Source organism: Pseudomonas sp. MIACH (assembly GCF_001269925.1).
Classification (GTDB): Bacteria; Pseudomonadota; Gammaproteobacteria; order Pseudomonadales; family Pseudomonadaceae; genus Aquipseudomonas.
Genome location: NZ_LHVO01000024.1, coordinates 17,895 through 40,785 on the forward strand (window position 1 = coordinate 17,895; position 22,891 = coordinate 40,785).

The following is a 22,891-nucleotide window of genomic DNA, read 5'->3' on the forward strand; positions in this document are numbered from 1 at the left end:
GGGAGGGGGCTTACATCCCGATAGCGGTGAACCCGTCAGATCATTGACGACTGACACACCGCAATCGGGAGCAAGCCCCCTCCCACAGGGGTTGTATCAAGGCATTGGGGGGGGGTTATTTACCGGTCCACTCGGCTACACGCTCAGGGTGCTTGGCGACCCAGTCCTTGGCCGCTGCATCAGGCTTGGCACCCTCTTGGATAGCCAGCATGACTTCGCCGATTTCGTCCTTGGAGGCCCACTGGAACTTCTTCAGGAAAGCCGCGACTTCCGGCGCTTTCTTCTCCAGGCCCTTGCTGCCGATGCTGTTGACGGTTTCAGCAGCACCATAAATCCCTTTTGGATCGTCCAGGAAACGCAGTTTCCACTTGGCGAACATCCAGTGTGGCACCCAGCCGGTGACCGCAATGGATTCCTGTTTGTCTTCGGCACGGGTCAGCTCGGCGATCATCGCCGCGCCCGAACTGGCTTGCAGCTTGTAATCGAGGCCGTACTGCTTGATGGCTTCGTCGGTCTTGAGCATCACGCCTGAACCGGCGTCGATGCCGACGATCTTGTTCTTGAAGGTGGTGTCGGTCTTGAGGTCTTCGATGGACTTGGCCTTGACGTACTCCGGCACGATCAAGCCGATTTTCGCATCCTTGAAGTTGGGGCCGTAGTCGACCACCTTGTCCTTGTTCTTGGTCCAATACTCGCCATGGGTTACCGGCAGCCAGGCGGAGAGCATGGCATCGAGCTTGCCGGTGGCCACGCCCTGCCACATGATCCCGGTGGCGACCGCTTGCAGTTTCACGTCATAACCGAGCTTTGCCTTGATAACCTCTGCCGCCACGTGCGTGGTGGCAACGCTGTCGGACCAGCCATCTACATAGCCGATGCTCAGGGTTTTGCTGTCGGCGCTGGCCAGTGTGGAGCTCATCGCAACTACCAGAGTGGCAGCTGCGCCCAAGAGTCGTCGCATCTTCATCGTACTTCCCCGAAAGTGCTGCGCCCGACGGATGTCGAGCGACGTCAACCTGTTGTTAGGTGGTGCGCCGCGCCCCCTTCACGCGCATCGATCCGGCTGCTGCGACATCAGTGGAGTGCTGACACGTCGATCATCAACCTGCCGGGTCCTTCGACCTGCTCTGTCAGCGACCTTGTGCAAGCAAGAAACGACATCACATCGCCAGTAGGACTTTTTGTAGGAATTAACCCCACAATCCCGCCCGAACTTTGCATGTCAAAATTATGCAGCCCCACTGGGGTAGCGCAAATCCGGGTAAGATGCGCGCCTTTGCTCCCCCAGATAAGCCGACCATGCCCGCGACTGCCCGCTTCCCTGCCCTGCCCTATTGCTTCGCCCTGATCCTTGGCCTGCTGGCCCTTGTCGGCTACTGGTATGGCCTCGGCCGCCCGGTGGTGCTGCCCGATGTGGCCAGTGCCAGTCACAAGCTGCAATGTGCGTCGTACACACCGTTCGACAAGGACCAATCCCCCTTCGATCAGCCGCTCAAGCTGCGCCCCGAGCGCATGGACGCCGACCTGGCCTTGCTGGCCACCCGCTTTGAGTGTGTGCGCACCTACACCATGATCGGCCTGGAAGCCCTGCCGGACATGGCACGCAAACACGGCCTGAAGGTGATGGCGGGCGCCTGGGTCAGCAGCGACCCGGTCGCAACCGAAAAAGAGGTCGACCAACTGATCGCCTCGGCTAACGCCAACCCCGATGTGGTCACCTCGGTGATCGTCGGCAACGAAGCCCTGCTGCGCAAGGAAGTCACGGCCACGCAATTGGTGACGCTGATCCATAAAGTCAAAAGCCAGATCAAGCAACCGGTCACCTATGCCGACGTCTGGGAGTTCTGGCTGCAGCACCCGGAAATCGCCCCGGCGGTAGACTTCCTGACCATCCACCTGCTGCCGTACTGGGAAGATGACCCCTCCGGCATCGACCAGGCCCTCAAGCATGTGGGTGATGTGCGCCAGACTTTTGGCAACAAATTCGCACCCAAGGACATATTGATCGGCGAGACCGGCTGGCCCAGCGAAGGCCGCCAGCGTGAAACCGCAGTGCCGAGCCGGGTCAATGAAGCCAAGTTCATGCGCGGTTTCGTGGCCATGGCCGAAGCCAATGGCTGGCACTACAACCTGATCGAAGCGTTTGACCAGCCATGGAAGCGCGCCAGCGAGGGTGCCGTGGGCGGTTACTGGGGCCTGTTCGATGCCGATCGCCAGGACAAGGGCATCCTCGCCGGACCGGTGACCAACGTGCCGTACTGGCCGCTGTGGCTTGGGGTGGGCGGGATTATCCTGCTGGGCACGCTGGTGCTCGGAGGCCGCGTTCGCAGCACTCGTGCCGCGATGGTCCTGCCGCTGCTGGGTGCAGTGGCGGCCTGTTCCATCGGCACCTGGGCTGAACTGACCCGCGTGACCGCGCGCTTCAACGATGAATGGGTGTGGGCAGGCTTACTGCTGGTGTTGAACCTGCTGGTGCTGGCTCACGCGGCCCTGGCCCTGAGTGCCCGTGAAGGCTGGCGCGAACGGCTGTTCAACTGGCTGGAACAACGCGCAGGCTGGCTGGTGGCAATCGCCGGGTTTGCGGGTGCAGTAATGATGCTGGCACTGGTGTTCGACCCACGCTACCGCAGCTTCCCGAGTGCGGCATTGCTGCTGCCGGCCTTGGTCTACCTGGTTCGCCCGGTGACCGGGCCGCGCCGGGAGATTGCGCTGTTGACCTTCATCATCGGGGCCGGCATTGCGCCGCAGCTGTACCGCGAAGGCCTGCTGAACCAGCAGGCGTGGGGTTGGGCGCTGGTCAGTGGGTTGATGGTGGTGGCTTTGTGGCGGTGCTTGCGGATGCGCAAGGCTTAAGACCGCTATCGGGGGCAAGCCCCCTCCCACATGAGAACGCATTCCAAAGGTGGGAGGGGGCTTGCACCCCGATTGGCCTTATCAGGCGCCCCGCGGCTGCCTGACCAACCGCAACCCCGCAATCACCACCGCAAACACCGCAAACGTGGTGTTGTACAACGCCAGTGCCGGAAAGCCGAACACCAGCCCCAGCACCGCCAAGCCCCAGCCCGCACGACCCGGCACGAAAAACGCGAGTACCGAGGTCACCAGCGCGGCCCAGCCCAGCACCTTGAAGTGAATCATCAAGCCCAGGTTCGAACGTACCTGACACTCCCAGCGGCTGGCCTCGTCGACGCAGATGCCGACCCACCGCCCGTCTTCCATAAAACCGTAACGTGCGGCATAGCTGGCAGCCAGCCATAACGGCAGGGCAATAAGCAGCAGAATCAACGGCAAGCGGCGGGACATGGAGCACTCCGATAGGCAAAAACGGCGCTCAGCTTAATGCCCCGGCCACCGTTAGCAAGGTGCATACACACAATTAGTGTTCACTAATGCATGGCAAAGTGTATCTTCTCGCTGCTATCACCCCGATTCTGACGTTATTTTCCGACTTTTCGTGCCGAGAGCTGGCACTTCGGTGGCAACGCGGTGGTCATAGCCTGCGAACTTCATTAAGCACGTTTCCTCTTAGGGATTAAGTCATGCTCCGTTCCTTGCGCTGTGCTGCTCTGCTGGGCAGCCTTTTTTTGAGTGCGTCAGCACTGGCCGTCGATATCGACCAAGCCAGCTATGGCTACCCTTTGACCAACCCGTTCGAAGCGACCATCGCCACTACGCCGCCTGACCTTCGGCCCAAACTGCCGGCCGATGACGAGATCAACCAGTCGGACTACACCCTGAACATGCGCCCCGAGCGCGAGTTCAGCCTGCCGGACAATTTCTGGGCGGTGAAGAAACTCACTTACCGCATCGCCAAGCAGGATCGTGCCGCGCCGCTGATCTTCCTGATCGCGGGCACCGGTGCGCGCTTTGACAGCAGCATCAACGAATACCTGAAAAAACTGTATTACCAGGCCGGCTACCATGTGGTGCAACTGTCGTCGCCCACCAGCTTCGACTTCATCGCCTCGGCTTCGCGCTTCGCCACCCCCGGTATCAGCCAGGAAGACGCCGAAGACATGTACCGCGTGATGCAGGCCGTGCGTGCCCAGAATGCCTCGCTGCCGGTGACCGACTTCTACCTCACCGGCTACAGCCTCGGCGCGCTGGATGCGGCGTTTGTCAGCAAACTCGACGAGACCCGCCGCAGCTTCAACTTCAAGAAAGTGCTGCTGCTCAACCCGCCGGTCAACCTCTACACCTCGATCACCAACCTCGACAAGCTGGTACAGACCGAGGTCAAGGGCATCAACAACACCACCACGTTCTATGAACTGGTGTTGAACAAGCTGACCCGTTACTTCCAGCAAAAGGGCTACATCGACCTTAACGACGCCCTGCTCTACGACTTCCAGCAATCCAAGCAGCACCTGACCAACGAACAGATGGCCATGCTGATCGGCACCTCGTTCCGCTTCTCGGCGGCCGACATCGCCTTTACTTCGGACCTGATCAACCGCCGTGGCCTGATCATCCCGCCGAAATACCCGATCACCGAAGGCACCAGCCTTACGCCGTTCCTCAAGCGTGCGCTGCAATGCGACTTCGATTGCTACCTCACCGAACAAGTGATCCCGATGTGGCGCGCCCGCTCCGACGGCGGCAGCCTGTTGCAACTGGTTGACCAGGTCAGCCTGTACGCCCTCAAGGACTACCTGCACGCCAGCCCGAAAATCGCCGTCATGCACAACGCCGACGACGTGATCCTCGGCCCCGGCGACCTCGGTTTCCTGCGTAAAACCTTCGGCGATCGCTTGACCGTCTACCCGCTGGGCGGCCACTGCGGCAACCTCAATTACCGCGTCAACGCCGACGCCATGCTGGAGTTTTTCCGTGGCTAAATATCTTTTGCTGCTTGCCGCCCTGATGTGCGCAGGCGTTGCCAATGCCGATAACAGCAAGGCCCACGCACCTGTGGTGATGGACTCCGACGGTTTCAAGGAGCCGTTGAGCAAGCTCAAGTTCAACCCGGGCCTGGACCAGCGTGAGTTCGAACGCTCGTCGGTCAACGCACTGAATGTGTATGACCCGCTGGAGTCGTGGAACCGCCGCGTGTACCACTTCAACTACCGCTTCGACCAATGGGTTTACCTGCCCGTGGTCGACGGCTACAAATACGTGACCCCAAGCTTCCTGCGCACCGGCGTGAGCAACTTCTTCAACAACCTGGGCGATGTGCCCAACCTGTTGAACAGCCTGCTGCAACTCAAGGGCCACCGCTCCCTGGAAACCACCGGGCGCCTGCTGCTCAACACCACCGTCGGCATCGCCGGCCTGTGGGACCCGGCGACCGCCATGGGCCTGCCGCGCCAGAGCGAAGACTTCGGCCAGACCCTGGGCTTCTACGGCGTACCCGGCGGTGCCTACCTGGTGCTGCCGATCTTCGGCCCGTCGAACCTGCGCGACACCGGCGGCTTGCTGGTGGACTACACCGCCGAGTCGCAGATCAACTTCCTGAACGTCTCCGAAGTCAGCTCCAACCACCCGGAAATCTGGGCCCTGCGCGCGGTCGACAAGCGCTACCAGACCAGCTTCCGCTACGGTCAGATGAACTCGCCGTTCGAGTATGAAAAGGTGCGCTACATCTATACGGAATCGCGCAAGTTGCAGATCGCCGAGTAAACGCCGCCGACAAAAAAGGCCATTCAAGTGAATGGCCTTTTTTTGTGCCGGCGATTTAAGCCTTCAGTGCTTTCCAGGCCTTGCCGACCCCACTGACCAGCGCCAAGACCAGCGCCCCCGCAATAATCCCCGCTACCGCATTGAGCAAGGTCGGCATCAACCACGCCACCGCACCCGCGCTCTGGCTCACCGATTCAATCCAGTGATGCACCGCCGGCACGCCGTGAGTCAGGATGCCACCGCCGACCATGAACATCGCCGCCGTGCCGATCACCGACAGGCTCTTCATCATGTACGGCGCCGCCCGCAGGATCCCGCCACCGATACTGCGAGCCATCTGGCCAGGCTTCTGGGTAAGCCACAGGCCCAGGTCATCCAGCTTGACGATGCCAGCCACAAGCCCGTAGACGCCGATGGTCATGACGATGGCGATGCCCGACAGGACAATCACTTGCTGCATCAACGGCGCATCGGCCACGGTGCCGAGGGTGATGGCGATGATTTCCGCAGAGAGGATGAAGTCGGTACGAATAGCGCCTTTGATCTTGTCCTTTTCAAAGGCCACCAGATCAGTCGCCGGGTTCGCCACCGCTTCAACCAGCTGCGCATGGTCGGCCCGGACTTCAGCCTTGCTGTGCAGGAATTTATGCGCGAGCTTCTCGAAGCCTTCGAAACACAGGTAGGCGCCGCCGAGCATCAACAGCGGTGTGACGGCCCAAGGGGCAAAGGCGCTGATCAACAGCGCAGTGGGCACCAGGATCAACTTGTTGATGAAGGACCCCTTGGCAACGGCCCACACCACCGGGATTTCCCGCTCGGCACGCACGCCGGAAACCTGCTGGGCGTTGAGCGCCAGGTCATCGCCGAGCACGCCGGCGGTTTTCTTGGCGGCCATCTTGGTCATCAGGGCGACATCGTCGAGGACGGTGGCGATGTCGTCGATCAACATCAGCAAACTGCTTCCTGCCATGAAACGCACTTCCGTAAGAGAAAAGATGACGCGAGCATAGCGCGGCGCAAGGCGTTGCGGACACATTGTTGAGGCTCGCGGATAGCCGGTGCTAACATGCCCGACCGCCTGCACTGGCAAGGAAAACCCTGGTTTATGAGCACCATTCGCGAGCGCAACAAAGAAAAGATCCTGCGGGCGGCGAGCGAGGAGTTTGCCGACAAGGGCTTCGCCGCGACCAAAACCAGCGACATCGCCGCCAAGGCCGGGCTGCCCAAGCCCAACGTCTATTACTACTTCAAGTCCAAGGACAACCTCTACCGCGAGGTGCTCGAAAGCATAATCGAGCCGATCCTGGCGGCGTCCACGCCCTTCAACCCCGAGGGTGAACCTTCGGTGGTGCTGAGCAATTACATCCGCTCGAAAATCCGCATCTCCCGCGACCTGCCCTTCGCCTCCAAGGTGTTCGCCAGCGAAATCATGCACGGCGCGCCGCACCTGAGTGCCGATCAGGTCGAACAACTCAACGCCCAGGCCAAGCACAATATCGACTGCATCCAGAGCTGGGTGGATCGCGGGTTGATTGCAGCTATCGACCCTAATCACCTGATGTTCAGCATCTGGGCGGCGACGCAGACGTATGCGGATTTCGACTGGCAGATTTCGGCGGTGACCGGCAAAGCCAAGCTGGATGAAGCCGATTATGAAGCGGCGGCGCAGACGATTATTCGGTTGGTGCTCAAGGGCTGTGCGCCGGACTGATGCACCGAGGTGCCTGTGCCGATCGGGAGCAAGCCCCCTCCCACATTTTGAACGCGAACACGGTCAACAGTGTGGGAGGGGGCTTGCTCCCGATGAGGCCCTTCCAGTCACACACGACTTAAGCTGACACCCCCGCATCCGCCATCAACCCCATCCCCTCGATCGCCGTGATCGCACACTGCTCATCGATATCCGACGTGTCCCCGCTGATCCCGATTGCCCCCAGTACCACCCCGGCCTGATCCCGAATCAACACCCCACCCGGTGCCGGCACCACGCTGCCCTGCCCCAGGCTGTTCAACGCCGCGATAAACGCCGGCCGTTGCTGTGCATCCAGTGCCAGCAGGCGCGAGCCCTTGCCCAGCGCAATCGCGCCCCAGGCCTTGCCGATGGCGATCTGCGGGCGCAGCAGGCTGGCGCCGTCTTCGCGCTGCAGGGTGATCAAGTGGCCGCCGCTGTCGAGGACCGCGATGGTCAGCGGCGCGGCTGAAATCGTGCGGCCGGCGCTGAGGGCCTGGCTGGCCAGTTGGGTGGCAATCTTCAAGGTTAAAGCGCTCATGGTGCCGTCCTTCTTTTGTTATTGGGAAAGCGGTGGAGGTCTGTTTGATCAGATGCCCGATCAAACGAATAGAACACAATGACATTTAATTTTGTATACAATATTTTCGCACAAAGGCTCCATACGTCGAAAAAAGCCGTTCCGACCAACGCAAAGGCCAATCAATAAAATGGATTGACCTGCGCCGTCCGCCGTGAATACACTTTGGCCAGACACCACTTGTATACAATTACAAAACGCAAGAGGCACCAAAATCATGAGCAAAATGAGAGCAATCGAAGCCGCCGTCCTGGTCATGCGCCGTGAAGGCGTGGACACCGCCTTCGGTATCCCAGGCGCTGCGATCAACCCGCTGTACTCGGCCTTGCAGAAGGTGGGTGGCATCGATCACGTCCTTGCTCGCCACGTTGAAGGCGCCTCGCACATGGCCGAGGGTTACACCCGCACCAAGGCCGGCAATATCGGCGTGTGCATCGGCACCTCGGGCCCGGCGGGCACCGACATGGTCACCGGCCTCTACAGCGCCTCGGCGGACTCGATCCCGATCCTGTGCATCACCGGCCAGGCGCCACGGGCCCGCATGCACAAGGAAGACTTCCAGGCCGTGGACATCACCAGCATTGTCAAGCCGGTGACCAAGTGGGCGACCACCGTCCTCGAACCGGGCCAAGTGCCGTACGCGTTCCAGAAAGCCTTCTATGAAATGCGCTCCGGCCGTCCTGGCCCGGTGCTGATCGACCTGCCGTTCGACGTGCAGATGGCCGAAATCGAATTCGACATCGACGCCTACCAGCCGCTGCCCCTGGCCAAGCCATTGGCCACGCGCATCCAGGTCGAAAAGGCCCTGGCCCTGCTGGATCAGGCTGAACGCCCGTTGCTGGTGAGCGGTGGCGGTGTGATCAACGCCGACGCCAGCGAACTGCTGGTGGAGTTCGCCGAACTGACCGGCATCCCGGTGATCCCGACGCTGATGGGCTGGGGCACCATTCCCGACGATCACCCGCAGATGGTCGGCATGGTCGGCCTGCAAACCTCCCACCGCTACGGTAACGCGACGCTGCTCAAGTCCGACGTGGTGCTGGGGATCGGTAACCGTTGGGCCAACCGCCACACCGGTTCAGTGGAGGTGTACACCGAAGGCCGTAAATTCATTCACGTCGACATCGAACCGACGCAGATTGGCCGCGTATTCACCCCGGACCTGGGCATCGTGTCCGACGCCGGCTCCGCGCTGACGATGTTCATTGAAGTGGCCCGCGAGTGGAAAGCCGCCGGCAAGCTCAAGGACCGCAGCGCCTGGCTGCATGACTGCCAGCAGCGCAAGGCGACCCTGCACCGCAAGACCCACTTCGACAACGTGCCGGTCAAGCCGCAACGGGTCTACGAAGAGATGAACCAGGTGTTCGGCAAAGACACCTGCTACGTCAGCACCATCGGCCTGTCGCAGATTGCCGGCGCGCAGTTCCTGCATGTGTACAAGCCACGCCACTGGATCAACTGCGGCCAGGCCGGTCCGTTGGGCTGGACCATTCCTGCGGCGCTGGGCGTGGTCAAGGCCGACCCGAGCCGCAAGGTGGTGGCGCTGTCCGGCGACTATGACTTCCAGTTCATGATCGAAGAGCTGGCCGTGGGCGCGCAGTTCAAGCTGCCGTACATCCATGTAGTGGTGAACAACTCCTACCTGGGACTGATCCGCCAGGCCCAGCGCGGGTTTGAAATGGACTACTGCGTGCAGTTGTCTTTCGACAACCTCAACGCGCCGGAGCTGAACGGTTATGGCGTCGACCACGTCGCAGTTGCAGAAGGCCTGGGTTGCAAGGCCCTGCGCGTGTTCGAACCGGGACAGATCGCGCCGGCGTTGCGCAAGGCCGAACAAATGATCGAGGAGTTCAAGGTGCCGGTGATCGTCGAGATCATTCTGGAGCGCGTGACCAATATTTCCATGGGCACCGAAATCAACGCCGTCAACGAATTCGAAGACTTGGCCCTGGTCGGCAACGATGCACCGACTGCCATTTCCCTGCTCGATTAAGGAGAACCCTATGCCGCGCTTTGCCGCCAACCTGTCCATGCTGTTTACCGAGCAGGACTTTCTCGCTCGCTTCAAAGCCGCTGCCGATGCCGGTTTCCAGGGTGTCGAGTACCTGTTCCCCTACGAATTCAGCTCGGCTGACATCAAGGCCCAGCTCGACGCCCACGGCCTGACCCAGGTGCTGTTCAACCTGCCGGCCGGTGACTGGGCCAAGGGCGAACGCGGCCTGGCGTGCCACCCGGACCGGGTCGAGGAATTCCGTGCTGGGGTCACGCTGGCCATCGCCTACGCCCAGGTGCTGGGCAATACCCAGATCAACTGCCTGGCGGGGATTCGGCCGCAGGGTGTGGATGATGAAACCGTGGAAAAGACCTTTGTCGCCAACCTCAAGTACGCCGCCGACAAGCTGCAAGCAGTAGGCATCAAGCTGGTCATGGAAATGATCAACACCCGCGACATTCCGGGCTTCTACCTCAACAACACCGCCCAGGCCCTGTCGATTCGCGAACAGGTGGGCAGTGACAACCTGTTCCTGCAGTACGACATCTACCACATGCAAATCATGGAAGGCGATCTGGCCCGGACCATGGCCGCGCATCTGGGGGAGATCAACCACATCCAGCTGGCGGACAACCCTGGGCGCAATGAGCCGGGAACGGGGGAGATCAACTACCGCTTCCTGTTCGAACATCTGGACCGCATCGGTTACCAGGGTTGGGTCGGCTGTGAGTACAAGCCGTTGACCACCACCGAAGCGGGTTTGGGCTGGCTTAAAACCCACAATGCTATCTGACCGACACCACACAAAACCCTGTGGGAGGGGGCTTGCCCACTCCCATATAAGAAGAGGATTTCATCATGGCTAAAATCGGATTTATCGGCACCGGCATCATGGGCCAACCCATGGCCGCGAACCTGCAGAAAGCCGGTCATCAACTGTTTCTTTCCGAGCACCACGGCAAGGCACCGGCCGAGCTGATCAGCGCCGGCGCAGTCGCCTTGGCCAACCCGCAGCAAGTCGCCCAGGAAGCCGAGTTCATTATCGTCATGGTTCCCGACACGCCGCAGGTCGACGACGTGCTGTTTCGCGCCGACGGTGTAGCGGCGGGCCTGTCGCCCAACAAAGTGGTGATCGACATGAGCTCGATCTCCCCCACAGCCACCAAAGCGTTTGCCGCCAGGATCAATGAGACCGGCGCGCAGTACCTGGATGCACCGGTGTCCGGCGGCGAAGTCGGCGCCAAGGCCGGGACCTTGAGCATCATGGTCGGTGGCGAGCCGCAGACCTTCGAACGTGCGCTGCCGCTGTTCCAGAGCATGGGCAAAAACATCACCCTGGTGGGCGGCAATGGCGACGGCCAGACCGCCAAAGTGGCCAACCAGATCATCGTCGCGCTGAATATCCAGGCAGTGGCCGAAGCGCTGCTGTTCGCCGCCAAGAACGGCGCCGACCCGGCCAAGGTGCGTGAAGCGCTGATGGGCGGCTTTGCCTCGTCGAAGATCCTCGAAGTGCACGGCGAACGCATGATCAAGGGCACCTTCGATCCGGGCTTTCGCATCAACCTGCACCAGAAGGACCTCAACCTGGCCCTGGCCGGTGCCAAGGAGCTGGGGATCAACCTGCCGAACACCGCCGGCACCCAGCAGGTATTCAGCACGTGCGCGGCGATTGGCGGCGGGAATTGGGACCACTCGGCGTTGATCAAGGGGTTGGAGCATATGGCGAACTTCTCGATTCGAGATAAATAACCCCCCTTTGAAATGGCTGCACCTCTAATAACAAAAATACCCGGGAGCCCGCTTATGTCGGTCGATCCGCAACACCTGCTTCGCGAGCTGTTTGCCACAGCCATCGACGCCGCCCACCCCCGGCACGTCCTTGAACCCTACCTGCCCGCCGACCGCAGCGGCCGTGTGATCGTGATCGGCGCGGGCAAGGCGGCAGCCGCCATGGCGCTGGTCGTCGAGAAAAGCTGGCAGGGCGAAGTCTCGGGCCTGGTGGTCACCCGCTACGGCCACGGCGCCCCTTGCCAGAAAATCGAAGTGGTCGAAGCCGCCCACCCGGTGCCCGATGCCGCCGGCCTTGCAGTGGCCAAGCGCGTGCTGGAACTGATCAGCAACCTGAGTGAAGACGATCGCGTGATCTTCCTGCTCTCCGGCGGCGGCTCGGCACTCCTGGCACTGCCTGCCGAAGGCATCAGCCTGGCCGACAAGCAGGCCATCAACAAAGCCCTGCTCAAATCCGGCGCCACCATTGGCGAGATAAATTGCGTACGCAAGCACCTCTCGGCGATCAAGGGCGGTCGGCTGGCCAAGGCGGCCTGGCCGGCGACGGTCTACACCTACGCGATTTCCGATGTGCCGGGCGACCAAGCCACGGTCATCGCCTCCGGCCCCACGGTCGGCGACCCGAGCACCTCGCAACAGGCCCTGGCGATCCTCAAGCGCTACGGTATCGATGCCCCGGCGTCCGTGCGCAGCTGGTTGCAGAACCCGGCCTCGGAAACCGTCAAGCCCGGCGACCCGGTACTCGCCCGCAGCCACTTCCAGTTGATCGCACGCCCACAACAATCACTGGAAGCAGTGGCGGTGAAAGTCCGCCAGGCCGGTTTCAGCCCGCTGATCCTCGGCGACCTGGAAGGCGAAGCACGGGACGTGGCCAAAGTGCACGCCGGCATCGCACGGCAAATCGTGCAGCACGGCCAGCCGCTGGCGGCGCCGTGCGTGATCCTCTCGGGGGGTGAAACCACCGTCACCATGCGCGGCAACGGCCGTGGCGGGCGCAACGCCGAATTCCTGTTGAGCCTGACCGACAGCCTCAAAGGCCTGCCCGGCGTGTACGCCCTGGCCGGCGACACCGACGGCATCGACGGCTCGGAAGACAACGCCGGCGCGATCATGACGCCGAGCAGCTATACGCGTGCCGAAGCCCTGGGCCTGTCGGCCAGCGACGAGTTGGATAACAACAACGGCTACGGCTACTTCGCCGCCCTCGACGGCTTGATCGTTACCGAGCCGACCCGCACCAATGTCAATGACTTGCGCGCCATCCTGATCCTTGAGACTGCCAACCATGACGCCTGACAAGAAGGTCAAGATCCTCGCCACCCTGGGCCCGGCCACCGACGGTATCGATGACATCCGCGAGCTGGTGCAAGCCGGGGTGAATATCTTCCGCCTCAACTTCAGCCACGGCGCGCATGCCGATCACGCCCAGCGCTACCACTGGATTCGCCAAGTGGAGCGCCAGCTCAATTACCCGCTGGGCATTCTCATGGACCTGCAAGGGCCGAAGCTGCGCGTCGGAACGTTTGCCGAGGGCAAGGTGCAACTGGTGCGTGGTCAGGCCCTGCGCCTGGACCTGGACCCGACGCCAGGCGACCAGCGCCGGATCAACCTGCCTCACCCGGAAATCATCGCCGCCCTTGAACCGGGCATGGACCTGCTGCTCGACGACGGCAAACTGCGCCTGCGCGTGATCACCCGGCATGCCGATGCGATCGACACCACCGTACTGAATGGCGGCGAGTTGTCCGACCGCAAAGGCGTCAACGTCCCACAAGCCCTGCTGGAACTCAGCCCGCTCACCGCCAAGGACCGCCGCGACCTGAGCTTCGGCCTGGAGCTGGGCGTGGACTGGGTGGCGCTGTCGTTTGTGCAGCGCCCGGAAGACATCCGCGAGGCCCGCGAGCTGATCGGCGACAAGGCGTTCCTGATGGCCAAGATCGAAAAGCCTTCGGCGGTACAACGCCTGCGGGAAATCGCCGAGCTGAGCGACGCGATCATGGTTGCCAGAGGCGACCTGGGCGTGGAAGTGCCGGCCGAGAGCGTGCCGCAAATCCAGAAAGACATCATCAGCACCTGCCGCCAGTTGGGCAAACCGGTGGTGGTGGCGACGCAGATGCTGGAGTCCATGCGCTTCTCGCCGGCGCCGACCCGCGCGGAAGTGACGGATGTCGCCAATGCCGTGGCCGAAGGCGCGGATGCGGTGATGCTGTCGGCGGAGACCGCGTCGGGCGAGTACCCACTGGAAGCCGTGCAGATGATGAGCAAGATCATCCGCCAGGTGGAAAACGGCCCGGACTACCAGACCCAACTCGACGTCAGCCGGCCCAAGGCCGATGCCACGGTGTCGGACGCCATCAGCTGCGCGATCAGGCGCATCAGCAGCATCCTGCCGGTGGCGGTGCTGGTGAACTACAGCGAGTCGGGCAGCTCCAGCCTGCGCGCCGCGCGGGAGCGGCCGGTGGCGCCGATCCTCAACCTCACGCCGAACCTGTCCACCGCACGCCGCTTAAGCGTGGCGTGGGGCGTGCATTCGGTGGTCAATGATCGACTGAGGCAGGTGGATGAGGTGTGTTCCACCGCGCTGGAGATTGCCCAGGCCCAAGGCATGGCGCAGCGCGGGGATACGTTGGTGATTACCGCCGGGGTGCCGTTCGGGCAGTTGGGGTCGACCAACTCCTTGCGTATAGAGACGCTGATCTAGCGCCTGTAGAGGCCCCATCGGGGGCAAGCCCCCTCCCACATTGGACTGCATTCACACATCCAACTATGTGAACCCGATCAAGTGTGGGGGTCTTGCCCCCGATGGGAACAACTCGGTCTCACTGAATACCCATCATGCACAACCCAACCTGCCCCGACTGGGCCGAAGCCCTGCTCAACGGCTTCAGCCAGATCTTCCTGCAACGCCATCCGCTGTGCGGTCTGCTGTGCCTGTTGGCGATCCTGGTCAGCGCCCCTGCCTTGCTTGGCGGGGCGCTGCTGGGGGGTGTCGCCGGGTTGCTCACGGCCCAGCGGCGCGGCTATCCCAAGGCCGAGCGCCAGGCGGGTCTCTATAGCTACAACGGCGTATTGCTGGGCCTGTTGATCAGCCAGCATTTCGCCTGGTCGGCGTTGTTGCCGCCGCTGATCCTGGCGTGCGGTGGCTTGAGTGCAATGCTTACGCGGCAGTGGTTGAAACACGCCAGCCAACCTGATGACTTGCCTGCCTACACCGCGCCCTTTGTCGGCCTGGGCTGGCTGCTGCTGGGCACTGTCCCGCACAGTGCCTTGGCCCTGGGCGAGCCCGAGACCCTGACTGTGCTCAGCGCGCCATTCAGCGGCCTGGCGCAAATCATGCTGCTGGACCAGCCGCTGGCGGGCGCGCTGATTGCCCTCGGCCTGTGGCTGGCGAACCGCCGCGCCGCGGTCTGGGCCGTGATCGGCGCCGGCAGTGGCGTACTGATTGCCTTGCTGCTCGACGAAACCACCGCCGCCCTCCTCGGCCTGCACAGCTACAACCCGGCTCTCGCGGCCCTGGCGCTGAGCCAGGCACGGCGCCAACCGTGGCTGCCGCTGCTGGGCATCCTCCTGGCGATCTTCCTCACTCCAGGCTTTGCCGCCCTGCATCTGCCTGCACTGAGCGCGCCGTTTATCCTCGCCTGCTGGCTGGTACGCGCCGGCGCCCGAATACTCAGGAAACCGCGCATGGACAGCCCCTTCGAATCCCCCTAGGCTTGCTCGATATTCGATTCAGGCGGGCTTTATGGACAGCAACAACGACTGGCGTCAGCGGCTCTACGTCATGGTTTTTCAGAGCGACACCGTCGCCGGGCGACGCTTTGACGGCATCCTGCTGTTGATCATCCTCGCCAGCCTGGTGATCGTGATGCTCGACAGCATCGACCAGATCCACCAGAACTACGCCGATGTGCTGGCCTACATTGAATGGGGCTTCACGCTGATCTTCCTGATCGAGTACGGGTTGCGCCTGTACTGCTCGCCCAAACCGCTGCGCTACGCCTTCAGCTTTTACGGGTTGGTGGATTTGCTCGCCATCGTGCCCGGCATCCTTGCGCTGTATTACAGCGACGCGCAGTACCTGCTGATCATCCGCATCATCCGCATGCTGCGGATTTTCCGCGTGCTCAAGCTCAGCCCGTACCTCAAGCAGGCCAACTACCTGATGGCGGCGCTGCGCGGCAGCAAGCAGAAGATCGTGGTGTTCCTGGTGAGCGTGTGCACCCTGGTGACGGTGTTCGGCACCTTGATGTATGTGATCGAAGGGCCGGAGCACGGCTTCACCAGTATCCCCAAGGGCATCTATTGGGCGATCGTGACGCTGACCACCGTGGGCTTTGGCGATATCGTGCCCAAGACGCCGTTGGGCCAGGTGATTTCGTCGCTGGTGATGATCACCGGTTACTCGATCATTGCCGTGCCCACGGGGATTTTTACTGCCGAACTGGCCAGCGCCATGCGCGGTGAGCAGCTGCAACACGACTGCCCGGTGTGCAGGAAAAACAGCCACGAGCCCAACGCGGCGTTCTGTTCGCGCTGCGGCAGCGCCCTTTTTAAGAAAGTGGAATAAGCAAAGTTCTTTTTAATCTTTAAGCGACTAAGTGCCCCCGGCTATAGTCGCTGGCAATGTGCCTCCCCTCTTCTCCCGAACAACAAGGAATGAGCAGTGAAAAAACTCGTAAGCGCCTCTCTCCTGGCCGCCGGCCTTGCCCTGGCGGGCGCCGTCCAGGCCGCCCCGGTCACTCTGCTCAACGTCTCCTACGACGTGATGCGCGACTTCTACAAGGACTACAACGCCGCCTTCCAGAAGCACTGGGAGGCCGAGCACCCGAACGACAAACTGACCCTGCAGATGTCCTTCGGCGGTTCCAGCAAACAAGCGCGCTCGGTGATCGACGGCCTGCCGGCTGACGTGATCACCATGAACATGGCCACCGACATCAACGCCCTGGTCGACAACGGCAAACTGGTGCCGGACAACTGGGTCACCCGCCTGCCGAACAACAGCGCGCCGTTCACCTCGGCCACCGTATTCATCGTGCGCAAGGGCAACCCGAAAGCCCTGAAAGACTGGCCGGATCTGCTCAAGGATGGCGTGCAAGTGATCGTGCCCAACCCGAAAACCTCGGGTAACGGCCGCTACACCTACCTGTCGGCCTGGGGTTATGTGCTCAAGAACGGCGGCGATGAAGACAAGGCCAAGGCGTTTGTCGGCAAGCTGTTCAAACAGGCGCCAGTGCTGGACACCGGTGGTCGTGCCGCCACCACCACGTTCATGACCAACCAGATCGGCGACGTGCTGGTGACCTTCGAGAACGAAGCGGAAATGATCGCGCGTGAATTCGGCCGTGATCAGTTTGAAGTGATCTACCCAAGCGTCTCCGCCGAAGCCGAGCCGCCGGTGTCGGTGGTGGACAAAGTGGTCGAGAAGAAAGGCACCCGCGTGGCGGCTGAAGACTACCTGAAGTACCTGTGGTCGCCGGAAGGCCAGGAAATCGCCGCCAACAACTACCTGCGTCCGCGTGATCCGAAGGTGCTGGCCAAGTACACCGACCGCTTCCCGAAAGTCGACTTCCTGTCGGTGGAGAAGACCTTTGGTGACTGGCGCACCGTGCAGAAAACCCACTTCAATGATGGTGGTGTTTTCGACCAGATCTACAGCGGCCAGTAACCCGACCTGACTGAATAAACTCGGTCAACATGTGGGAGGGGGCAAGCCCCTTCCCACATTTAGATCTGTATGTTGCAGTTACATCGGCGGTGTCACGCCGTCCTTGCCGGCTGAGATGGCTTGGGCAGTGATTTTCCCATCCGCCCCCTGCGCCGCAAACAACACCACCTTCACCCCCGGCTTGAGCAAGCTGCGGTCTCCCGGTTCCAGGTTGACGATCGGCACATCCTCCGGCACCACGATCTTCTGTTCGCCGCCTTTGTATTTCACGGTCAACGTCCGCCCTTTGCTGACCACCAGGTCGCCGACGGTGCCGTTGGTCATGCTGCTGCCTTCCTTCAGGTCAAACGCCCGATGCCCGTCGCCCGTGCCGGCCATGGCCGGTGGGAACACATGCACTTCCAACGCCGTCAAGGTGCCGTCGGCGTTGGGCATGGCGGCCGAGCCGATGTAGCTGCCAGGTTTGATTTCATCGATCTTGGCCAGGGTAACGGCGCGCACCTGGGTGTCCTTGGTCAGGTGCACGGTGACGTCTTCACCGCTGTTGACCTTGACCTGCATCGCATCACCGTCCATCGCGGTGATTGCGCCGCGTACCCCCACACGCGGGCCATCGGCGGCATTCGCCAACCCTATGGCCATCGCGGCAGCGAGGCTTGAAGCCAGGAGCATCTTGTTCAACGTGATTTTCATGTGATCGGATTTCCCGTTTCGGCAGTTGTGTCTGAATGTATCATCAGCCGGCATAAGTGATATCACCGCAAGCGGCCTACTCGCCGTTGAGTCTAGTGTTTACTCTCGCTCGCCATCTTCCTTCGCTTTTATGAGAACACCATGAATGCTACCCCACACGCTACAAGCACCATGACCCGCGGGATGGTGATGCTGTTTGCGTTTTGCTGCGGCGCCATCGTCGCCAACATCTACTACGCCCAGCCGATCATCGAACTGATCGCCCCGGACATCGGCCTCACACCGGCCATGGCCAGCCTGATCGTGTCGCTGACGCAGATCGGCTATGCCCTCGGCCTGTTCTTCCTGGTGCCTTTGGGTGACCTGCTGGAAAACCGCAAGCTGATGATCATCACGACCGTGGTGGCGATTGCCAGTCTGCTGGGCGCGGCCTTTACCGAACAACCGAACCTGTTCCTGCTGGTGTCGTTGCTGATCGGCTTCAGTTCGGTGTCGGTACAGATCCTGATCCCGCTGGCCGCGCACCTGGCGCCTGCCGAGTCCCGGGGCCGGGTCGTCGGCAGCATCATGGGTGGCCTGTTGCTGGGTATCCTGCTGGCGCGGCCAGTGTCCAGCCTGGTGGCGGACCATTTTGGCTGGCGCGCGATGTTCATGGCCGCCGCCGCATTGATGGCGTTTATCAGCGTGGTGCTGATGCTGACCATCCCCAAGCGTCAACCCGACCACAGCGCCAGCTATGGCCAGCTGTTGCGCTCCCTGGGCACCCTGCTGCGTGAACAACCGCTGCTGCGCCAGCGCGCGTTTTACCAAGGTTGCATGTTCGCCACGTTCAGCCTGTTCTGGACCGCCGCGCCGCTGGAACTGGTGCGCAACCACGGCCTGAGCCAGACCCAGATCGCAATCTTCGCCCTGGTCGGTGCCATCGGCGCCATTGCCGCCCCCATCGCCGGCCGCCTGGCCGATGCCGGCCACACCCACCGCGCGTCGCTGCTGGCCATGGTCTTTGCGGTGTTGAGCTTCCTGCCGGCTTTTGTGCACCCGCTTTACAGTGTGATCGGCCTGGCGGTGACCGGCGTGGTCCTGGACTTCTGCGTGCAGATGAACATGGTCCTCGGCCAACGCGCCATCTACGCCCTCGACGCCAACAGCCGCAGCCGGTTGAACGCGCTGTACATGACCAGCATCTTCATCGGCGGCGCGTTCGGCTCGGCGATTGCCAGCAGCGTGTACGAACACGGCGGCTGGCTGGGTGTGATGCTGGTGGGCAGTGCGTTCCCGCTGGTGGCGTTGTTGCGGTTCCTCAGTGCGTCGCGGCAAACGGCTGTTGCCACCGCTTAAGAACGCACCAACTTCTCCAAAGCCGCATCCGCCAGAAATGACGAGCGGCTTTTGACCTTGTGCTCGCGCACATACCGGTCGATGCGCTGGATGACATAGCCGGGCAAGGTCACATTGACCTTCTCGGTCTTGCCCAGATAGGGGGAGATGTCCAGCTCCAGCATGCCCCAACCCATCCCCGCATAGTCTTCGTGGGCGTGATGATTGGCCACCGACGTTGGCATCGGAATCACCCCACCCTCTGCGGCGATCTCCTGCAGCAGGATGTGCGCGACTTCCACGGCGGCGTTGTAAGCCTCTTCGAAACTGTCCCCGGCAGTGACGGCGCCTGGAATATCGGGGATCTGGATACCGGTGGCGGTAAAGTCATCGCCCCATTCGATACAGATTGGGTATTGCATGAATGCTCTCCTTAAAACTGAAACAGCCCAGCGCGTTTCCTGATGCTTCTGATGGTGCCCAGCGGCAGATCCTTCTTCGGATACGGCACCGGGATCGTGTACGGGTTATAGCGGTGGGTAAAAATATGATGACTGCCCGTGACCCGATCCAGCACCCAACCCGCCTCTTGCAGCTCCTTGATCAATAGCCTGCCTTGCACCCCAGCCTCCTTGGCTTGGCCTGAATAAAAGTAACCCTAGAGTTATCTTTACTCAAGCACAGAATGAGTCAGCCTGACTGGCGGTTGTTTTGCGCCAGGTTGAAAACCGCCAATGGATGACCCTCCCCGGGCATTACCCTTAGGGCCACCTGGATGTTTGCGTAGGAGCTGGCCAGCGGCGGGGTGAAGACGGTACTCACCGATTGGGAATTGCCGCGCGATATTCCCCACCAGGCGCATGGCCAGTGCCAAGGCGCGGGCGTTTGTGGAGCAGCTGTTGAACCGTTAAATCACGCGGTTATCCCACACGGTGACGGGGCACAGGCCGCACATCACCGGTGCCGAGCAAGGTCAGGCGCACGCCGAGCGCCCCTGGCCCAAGCAACACAGCAGGCGTTCGACCGTGTGTTCCAGTGGGCCGGAGTTATCCAGCACGAAAAGCCCCGAGCCATTGCCGGCGATCAGTTCGGCGGTGAACCGTGCATTGCGCGCCAGCCGCTCCTCAATATCCGCCAAAGACTCACGGCCTCGCGCGATTAACCGCTGGCGCAAGACGGCTTGATCCACCGTCAGCAACAGCACCAACACGTCCGGGTAGCGCGCGCGGGTCTGCGCCAGGTGCGCGCGGGAGCCGTTGACCAGTACGTCCTCCCCTGCCGCCAACCATTCGTCGATGACCTTGGGAATGCCATACGACAAGCCGTTGGCCTGCCAACTGAGGGCAAACGCACCGTCGGCCTGCATCACCGCGAATTGCTCCGGGCTCACGCCCTGGGCCGCTTCGCCCACCGCTTCCGCCGAGCGCGTGATGACGCGGCGCACAATGCGGCAACCGCGCTCGGCCAAACGCGGGCGTGCGGCGTCCAACAGGCTGTCCTTGCCCGAACCCGATGGCCCGATGAGATAGATCAACCTGCCCACCATCAAAACACCTTCTTCGCCTGTCGCCAGGCGTGTTGCATCACAGGAAGCCCTTCGCAGCTGCGGGCCTGTACCGCGCGCAGCCCCATGGCGATCTCACCGCGATCAGCCAGTATGCGGACGGCGGCCACATTACCGGAGTGCGGGCCACCACGCACCCCGTTCGACGCGCCCATCAACACGTTCATGTTCAGAGCCTGGCAACTGCACAAGGCTTGATGCGTGGTGAGGGTGTTGTGAAAGGTTGATAGGCGTCTGGGGGTTGCCTACCCGAACAATCCTACAGCCAGTAGTAAAGCACGTACCTAGGGTATTACTCCCGATCCCTCTCCCCGCAACGGAGACGAAAAAGTGCCTGACTCGATAGCCGCGCAAGTACATGACACCGCTCGAACAGAACAATCCAAGGAGGACGTATTCTTTGCCCTGCTCTCCGGGCTGGCCGGCTTGCACTCGGCCATGTCAGTGATCAGCCTGGCCAGGAGTTACATGAAGGTCTGCGAACAAAGCGGGTTGAAACTCAACCCTTACTTTGTCAAAAACGGAAACTGCGGCCCCTCGCCGAAAACCCAAAGGATGCTTGCACACCGTAAATTGAAGGGCCTGGGGGTTGGCGCAACCGGGGTGACAGTGCCGGCGCTGAGTCCGTCCATATCGCCTGTTCCCATGCCGTTCTATGCGGTCAGGCATGCATCGGCCACGGCCTCGACCGCGATACATCTGCGCCAGCTGTCCAAATTGCTGGCGGCTTATCAACCCTTCGCTGCCGGCGATGAGCAAGTCAGCGACGCGATCAAATGGCTGCAACTGGCCATTGAGGTCAAGCTCAAGAAGCTCGCCTTTCGAGGCACAGAGATGGCCGTGTCGACCACCTCGACCTTGCTGTCATTTACGGGCATCGGCCTGGTCGGGAAAATCCCGCTCATTATGGTCAGCTTCCAACTCGAACTGGCCCGGCTGATGGTCAGCGACCGATACGCTGCCCTGTGCAAGGTGGCGGCCATGGAGTTGCACTGGGCGGCCTTTCTTGAACAGAACCCCAGTGCCGCAGATATGCCCCAAGCCAGCCTCGCCGGCTTGTCCCGAACCGATCAGATCAAGCAGCTTGAACAAAGAAAGATGCAGCTCGGCGCGGCGATCACCACCCAGCTGCGAAGCCAGGCACTCAACGCCCGGACCGGCAATACCGGCTTGGGTCCTGCCACCTTGATCATCAAGGAGATCATGGCGAAACATACGCTCCAAGGGCAGTTCTTCGCCGGTCATGATTATTTGGCCATGATCCAAGAGCCGGCGGGGTGGAATGCTATCGCGGCGAAATTGATGAACATATAAGCAGAGGCGCCGGGGGCGATTGTTCAGATGATTGAGATTGCGTAGTTGTGGGTGCCGCGCAGATCCACTGTGGGAGGGGACTTGCCCCGATTGCGGTTTTTCAGTCGATTAATGTCTGACTGACATACCGCTATCGGGGGCAAGCCCCCTCCCACATTTGATCTTCAGTGCTTGGATGAATGGGTTTCACAGGCATGAAAAAGGCGACCCGAAGGTCGCCTTTTGTCATTGCACGTACTGCTTGCTCAAGCCCGGCGGCACGCCCTGTACGTCGGTGTCTTCCCATGGGCCGTTGGGGCTGATGGAGCGGCTCCAGCCGTTACTCCAGCGGTAGTAGGTGCGCTGGCGGTAGAAGGTGTCGGGCTGGTCGTCCAGCACGTACACCTGCATCTTGCCGTCCCAGTGGCTGGCGGCGCCCGGTGGTGGGGCGAAGGTGGGCGATTTGGTCGGCAGTGGCTTCGGCGGCGGGGTCACCGGGCCCGAGGGTTTGGTGCTCGGCTGGGTCGAAGGGCCTGACGGCGGGATGGTCGGGCCAGTCGGCGCGGGCGGTGGGCGGTGGACCGCACAAGCGCTCAGGCCCAATACCAGGCTGAGCAGGGTGATGCGTGCAAATGCGGTCATAGGCG

Annotated in this window: 23 protein-coding genes and 1 pseudogene; 14 read left to right on the plus strand and 10 right to left on the minus strand. The window is 61.7% G+C overall.

What is annotated here, in order from left to right:
• Positions 1-115 precede the first annotated feature (115 nt).
• Complete coding sequence (locus AD670_RS08565; protein ID WP_053130525.1) at positions 116-967, minus strand: glycine betaine ABC transporter substrate-binding protein; 852 nt, start codon at positions 965-967, stop codon at positions 116-118.
• Between the two features lie 332 nt (positions 968-1,299).
• Here AD670_RS08565 and AD670_RS08570 point away from each other — a divergent pair, with 332 nt between their 5' ends.
• The gene (locus AD670_RS08570) at positions 1,300-2,853 is read left to right on the plus strand and encodes a glycosyl hydrolase family 17 protein (RefSeq protein ID WP_053130528.1); all 1,554 of its coding nucleotides are present in this window, start codon (positions 1,300-1,302) and stop codon (positions 2,851-2,853) included.
• 81 nt (positions 2,854-2,934) lie between these two features.
• Here the strand turns inward: AD670_RS08570 and AD670_RS08575 are convergent, their stop codons facing one another.
• A complete protein-coding gene (locus tag AD670_RS08575) occupies positions 2,935-3,303 on the minus strand; it encodes a hypothetical protein (RefSeq protein ID WP_053130531.1) in 369 nt (122 codons plus the stop codon).
• Positions 3,304-3,539: 236 nt separating this feature from the next.
• On the opposite strand from AD670_RS08575, the gene AD670_RS08580 reads away from it, so the two are divergent.
• Complete coding sequence (locus tag AD670_RS08580) at positions 3,540-4,838, plus strand: serine/threonine protein kinase (protein WP_053130534.1); 1,299 nt, start codon at positions 3,540-3,542, stop codon at positions 4,836-4,838.
• Positions 4,831-5,619, plus strand: coding sequence for a VacJ family lipoprotein (locus tag AD670_RS08585; protein ID WP_053130537.1), 789 nt, complete (start codon positions 4,831-4,833; stop codon positions 5,617-5,619). The genes AD670_RS08580 and AD670_RS08585 overlap by 8 nt, the downstream gene beginning before the upstream one ends.
• Before the next feature lie 55 nt (positions 5,620-5,674).
• Here the strand turns inward: AD670_RS08585 and AD670_RS08590 are convergent, their stop codons facing one another.
• On the minus strand, positions 5,675-6,589 hold the full coding sequence (locus tag AD670_RS08590) for a DUF808 domain-containing protein (protein WP_053130540.1): 915 nt from the start codon (positions 6,587-6,589) through the stop codon (positions 5,675-5,677).
• A 135-nt stretch (positions 6,590-6,724) separates the two neighbouring features.
• Between AD670_RS08590 and AD670_RS08595 the strand changes: the two genes are divergently transcribed.
• Positions 6,725-7,330, plus strand: coding sequence for a TetR/AcrR family transcriptional regulator (locus tag AD670_RS08595; protein ID WP_053130544.1), 606 nt, complete (start codon positions 6,725-6,727; stop codon positions 7,328-7,330).
• A 118-nt stretch (positions 7,331-7,448) separates the two neighbouring features.
• On the opposite strand, the gene AD670_RS08600 is transcribed toward AD670_RS08595, so the two are convergent.
• The gene (locus AD670_RS08600) at positions 7,449-7,889 is read right to left on the minus strand and encodes a heme-binding protein (protein ID WP_053130547.1); all 441 of its coding nucleotides are present in this window, start codon (positions 7,887-7,889) and stop codon (positions 7,449-7,451) included.
• 256 nt (positions 7,890-8,145) lie between these two features.
• Between AD670_RS08600 and gcl the strand changes: the two genes are divergently transcribed.
• The 8 genes from gcl to AD670_RS08640 all read left to right on the plus strand — a co-directional run bounded on the left by gcl (position 8,146) and on the right by AD670_RS08640 (position 17,377).
• The gene (gene gcl, locus AD670_RS08605) at positions 8,146-9,921 is read left to right on the plus strand and encodes a glyoxylate carboligase (protein ID WP_053130550.1); all 1,776 of its coding nucleotides are present in this window, start codon (positions 8,146-8,148) and stop codon (positions 9,919-9,921) included.
• Between the two features lie 10 nt (positions 9,922-9,931).
• Positions 9,932-10,714, plus strand: a complete 783-nt coding sequence (hyi, locus tag AD670_RS08610) for a hydroxypyruvate isomerase (RefSeq protein ID WP_053130553.1) — start codon at positions 9,932-9,934, stop codon at positions 10,712-10,714.
• A 65-nt stretch (positions 10,715-10,779) separates the two neighbouring features.
• Positions 10,780-11,670 (plus strand): 2-hydroxy-3-oxopropionate reductase, encoded by an 891-nt coding sequence (locus AD670_RS08615; RefSeq protein WP_053130556.1) that lies wholly within the window; start codon positions 10,780-10,782, stop codon positions 11,668-11,670.
• 54 nt (positions 11,671-11,724) lie between these two features.
• On the plus strand, positions 11,725-13,005 hold the full coding sequence (locus AD670_RS08620; RefSeq protein ID WP_053130559.1) for a glycerate kinase: 1,281 nt from the start codon (positions 11,725-11,727) through the stop codon (positions 13,003-13,005).
• The gene (pyk, locus tag AD670_RS08625) at positions 12,995-14,410 is read left to right on the plus strand and encodes a pyruvate kinase (RefSeq protein ID WP_053130561.1); all 1,416 of its coding nucleotides are present in this window, start codon (positions 12,995-12,997) and stop codon (positions 14,408-14,410) included. Before AD670_RS08620 ends, pyk begins: the two co-directional genes overlap by 11 nt.
• A gap of 134 nt (positions 14,411-14,544) precedes the next feature.
• Entirely contained in the window at positions 14,545-15,420 is an 876-nt protein-coding gene (locus AD670_RS08630; protein WP_053130563.1) for an urea transporter, read from the plus strand.
• Positions 15,421-15,451: 31 nt separating this feature from the next.
• A complete protein-coding gene (locus tag AD670_RS08635; RefSeq protein WP_053130565.1) occupies positions 15,452-16,276 on the plus strand; it encodes an ion transporter in 825 nt (274 codons plus the stop codon).
• A gap of 96 nt (positions 16,277-16,372) precedes the next feature.
• Entirely contained in the window at positions 16,373-17,377 is a 1,005-nt protein-coding gene (locus AD670_RS08640) for a sulfate ABC transporter substrate-binding protein (RefSeq protein ID WP_053130569.1), read from the plus strand.
• A 78-nt stretch (positions 17,378-17,455) separates the two neighbouring features.
• Here AD670_RS08640 and AD670_RS08645 read toward each other — a convergent pair whose 3' ends face one another.
• On the minus strand, positions 17,456-18,070 hold the full coding sequence (locus tag AD670_RS08645) for a DUF5666 domain-containing protein (protein WP_053130572.1): 615 nt from the start codon (positions 18,068-18,070) through the stop codon (positions 17,456-17,458).
• Between the two features lie 141 nt (positions 18,071-18,211).
• Between AD670_RS08645 and AD670_RS08650 the strand changes: the two genes are divergently transcribed.
• Entirely contained in the window at positions 18,212-19,408 is a 1,197-nt protein-coding gene (locus AD670_RS08650; protein ID WP_082340931.1) for an MFS transporter, read from the plus strand.
• Here AD670_RS08650 and AD670_RS08655 read toward each other — a convergent pair.
• The 4 genes and pseudogenes from AD670_RS08655 to AD670_RS08670 form a co-directional block, all read right to left on the minus strand.
• A complete protein-coding gene (locus tag AD670_RS08655) occupies positions 19,405-19,809 on the minus strand; it encodes a type II toxin-antitoxin system HicB family antitoxin (RefSeq protein ID WP_053130578.1) in 405 nt (134 codons plus the stop codon). The two genes, AD670_RS08650 and AD670_RS08655, sit on opposite strands and share 4 nt — an antisense overlap.
• A gap of 11 nt (positions 19,810-19,820) precedes the next feature.
• Positions 19,821-20,009 carry a type II toxin-antitoxin system HicA family toxin gene (locus tag AD670_RS08660; protein ID WP_053130581.1) on the minus strand — a complete coding sequence of 63 codons (189 nt, stop codon included), beginning with the start codon at positions 20,007-20,009 and terminating at the stop codon, positions 19,821-19,823.
• A 351-nt stretch (positions 20,010-20,360) separates the two neighbouring features.
• Positions 20,361-20,933: a phosphonate metabolism protein/1,5-bisphosphokinase (PRPP-forming) PhnN gene (gene phnN, locus AD670_RS08665; protein ID WP_053130583.1), complete on the minus strand. Its 573-nt coding sequence runs from the start codon at positions 20,931-20,933 to the stop codon at positions 20,361-20,363.
• Positions 20,933-21,157: pseudogene (locus tag AD670_RS08670) on the minus strand (alpha-D-ribose 1-methylphosphonate 5-triphosphate diphosphatase); the annotation flags it as partial. The pseudogene AD670_RS08670 and the gene phnN, both read right to left, overlap by 1 nt.
• Before the next feature lie 124 nt (positions 21,158-21,281).
• On the opposite strand from AD670_RS08670, the gene AD670_RS31640 reads away from it, so the two are divergent.
• Positions 21,282-22,265 carry a hypothetical protein gene (locus AD670_RS31640; protein ID WP_172681455.1) on the plus strand — a complete coding sequence of 328 codons (984 nt, stop codon included), beginning with the start codon at positions 21,282-21,284 and terminating at the stop codon, positions 22,263-22,265.
• 225 nt (positions 22,266-22,490) lie between these two features.
• Here the strand turns inward: AD670_RS31640 and AD670_RS08680 are convergent, their stop codons facing one another.
• A complete protein-coding gene (locus AD670_RS08680) occupies positions 22,491-22,886 on the minus strand; it encodes a hypothetical protein (protein ID WP_053130587.1) in 396 nt (131 codons plus the stop codon).
• Between the last annotated feature and the right edge of the window lie 5 nt (positions 22,887-22,891).

Coding starts and splice junctions, on each gene's coding strand:
- AD670_RS08570 (WP_053130528.1), top strand. CDS start 1,300: ATGCCCGCGACTGCCCGCTTCCCTGCCCTGCCCTATTGCTTCGCCCTG.
- AD670_RS08595 (WP_053130544.1), top strand. CDS start 6,725: ATGAGCACCATTCGCGAGCGCAACAAAGAAAAGATCCTGCGGGCGGCG.
- AD670_RS08680 (WP_053130587.1), bottom strand. CDS start 22,886: ATGACCGCATTTGCACGCATCACCCTGCTCAGCCTGGTATTGGGCCTG.
- AD670_RS08590 (WP_053130540.1), bottom strand. CDS start 6,589: ATGGCAGGAAGCAGTTTGCTGATGTTGATCGACGACATCGCCACCGTC.
- hyi (WP_053130553.1), top strand. CDS start 9,932: ATGCCGCGCTTTGCCGCCAACCTGTCCATGCTGTTTACCGAGCAGGAC.
- AD670_RS08655 (WP_053130578.1), bottom strand. CDS start 19,809: ATGCAATACCCAATCTGTATCGAATGGGGCGATGACTTTACCGCCACC.
- AD670_RS08580 (WP_053130534.1), top strand. CDS start 3,540: ATGCTCCGTTCCTTGCGCTGTGCTGCTCTGCTGGGCAGCCTTTTTTTG.
- gcl (WP_053130550.1), top strand. CDS start 8,146: ATGAGCAAAATGAGAGCAATCGAAGCCGCCGTCCTGGTCATGCGCCGT.
- pyk (WP_053130561.1), top strand. CDS start 12,995: ATGACGCCTGACAAGAAGGTCAAGATCCTCGCCACCCTGGGCCCGGCC.
- AD670_RS08575 (WP_053130531.1), bottom strand. CDS start 3,303: ATGTCCCGCCGCTTGCCGTTGATTCTGCTGCTTATTGCCCTGCCGTTA.
- AD670_RS08630 (WP_053130563.1), top strand. CDS start 14,545: ATGCACAACCCAACCTGCCCCGACTGGGCCGAAGCCCTGCTCAACGGC.
- AD670_RS08645 (WP_053130572.1), bottom strand. CDS start 18,070: ATGAAAATCACGTTGAACAAGATGCTCCTGGCTTCAAGCCTCGCTGCC.
- AD670_RS08650 (WP_082340931.1), top strand. CDS start 18,212: ATGAATGCTACCCCACACGCTACAAGCACCATGACCCGCGGGATGGTG.
- phnN (WP_053130583.1), bottom strand. CDS start 20,933: ATGGTGGGCAGGTTGATCTATCTCATCGGGCCATCGGGTTCGGGCAAG.
- AD670_RS08620 (WP_053130559.1), top strand. CDS start 11,725: ATGTCGGTCGATCCGCAACACCTGCTTCGCGAGCTGTTTGCCACAGCC.
- AD670_RS08600 (WP_053130547.1), bottom strand. CDS start 7,889: ATGAGCGCTTTAACCTTGAAGATTGCCACCCAACTGGCCAGCCAGGCC.
- AD670_RS08635 (WP_053130565.1), top strand. CDS start 15,452: ATGGACAGCAACAACGACTGGCGTCAGCGGCTCTACGTCATGGTTTTT.
- AD670_RS08565 (WP_053130525.1), bottom strand. CDS start 967: ATGAAGATGCGACGACTCTTGGGCGCAGCTGCCACTCTGGTAGTTGCG.
- AD670_RS08615 (WP_053130556.1), top strand. CDS start 10,780: ATGGCTAAAATCGGATTTATCGGCACCGGCATCATGGGCCAACCCATG.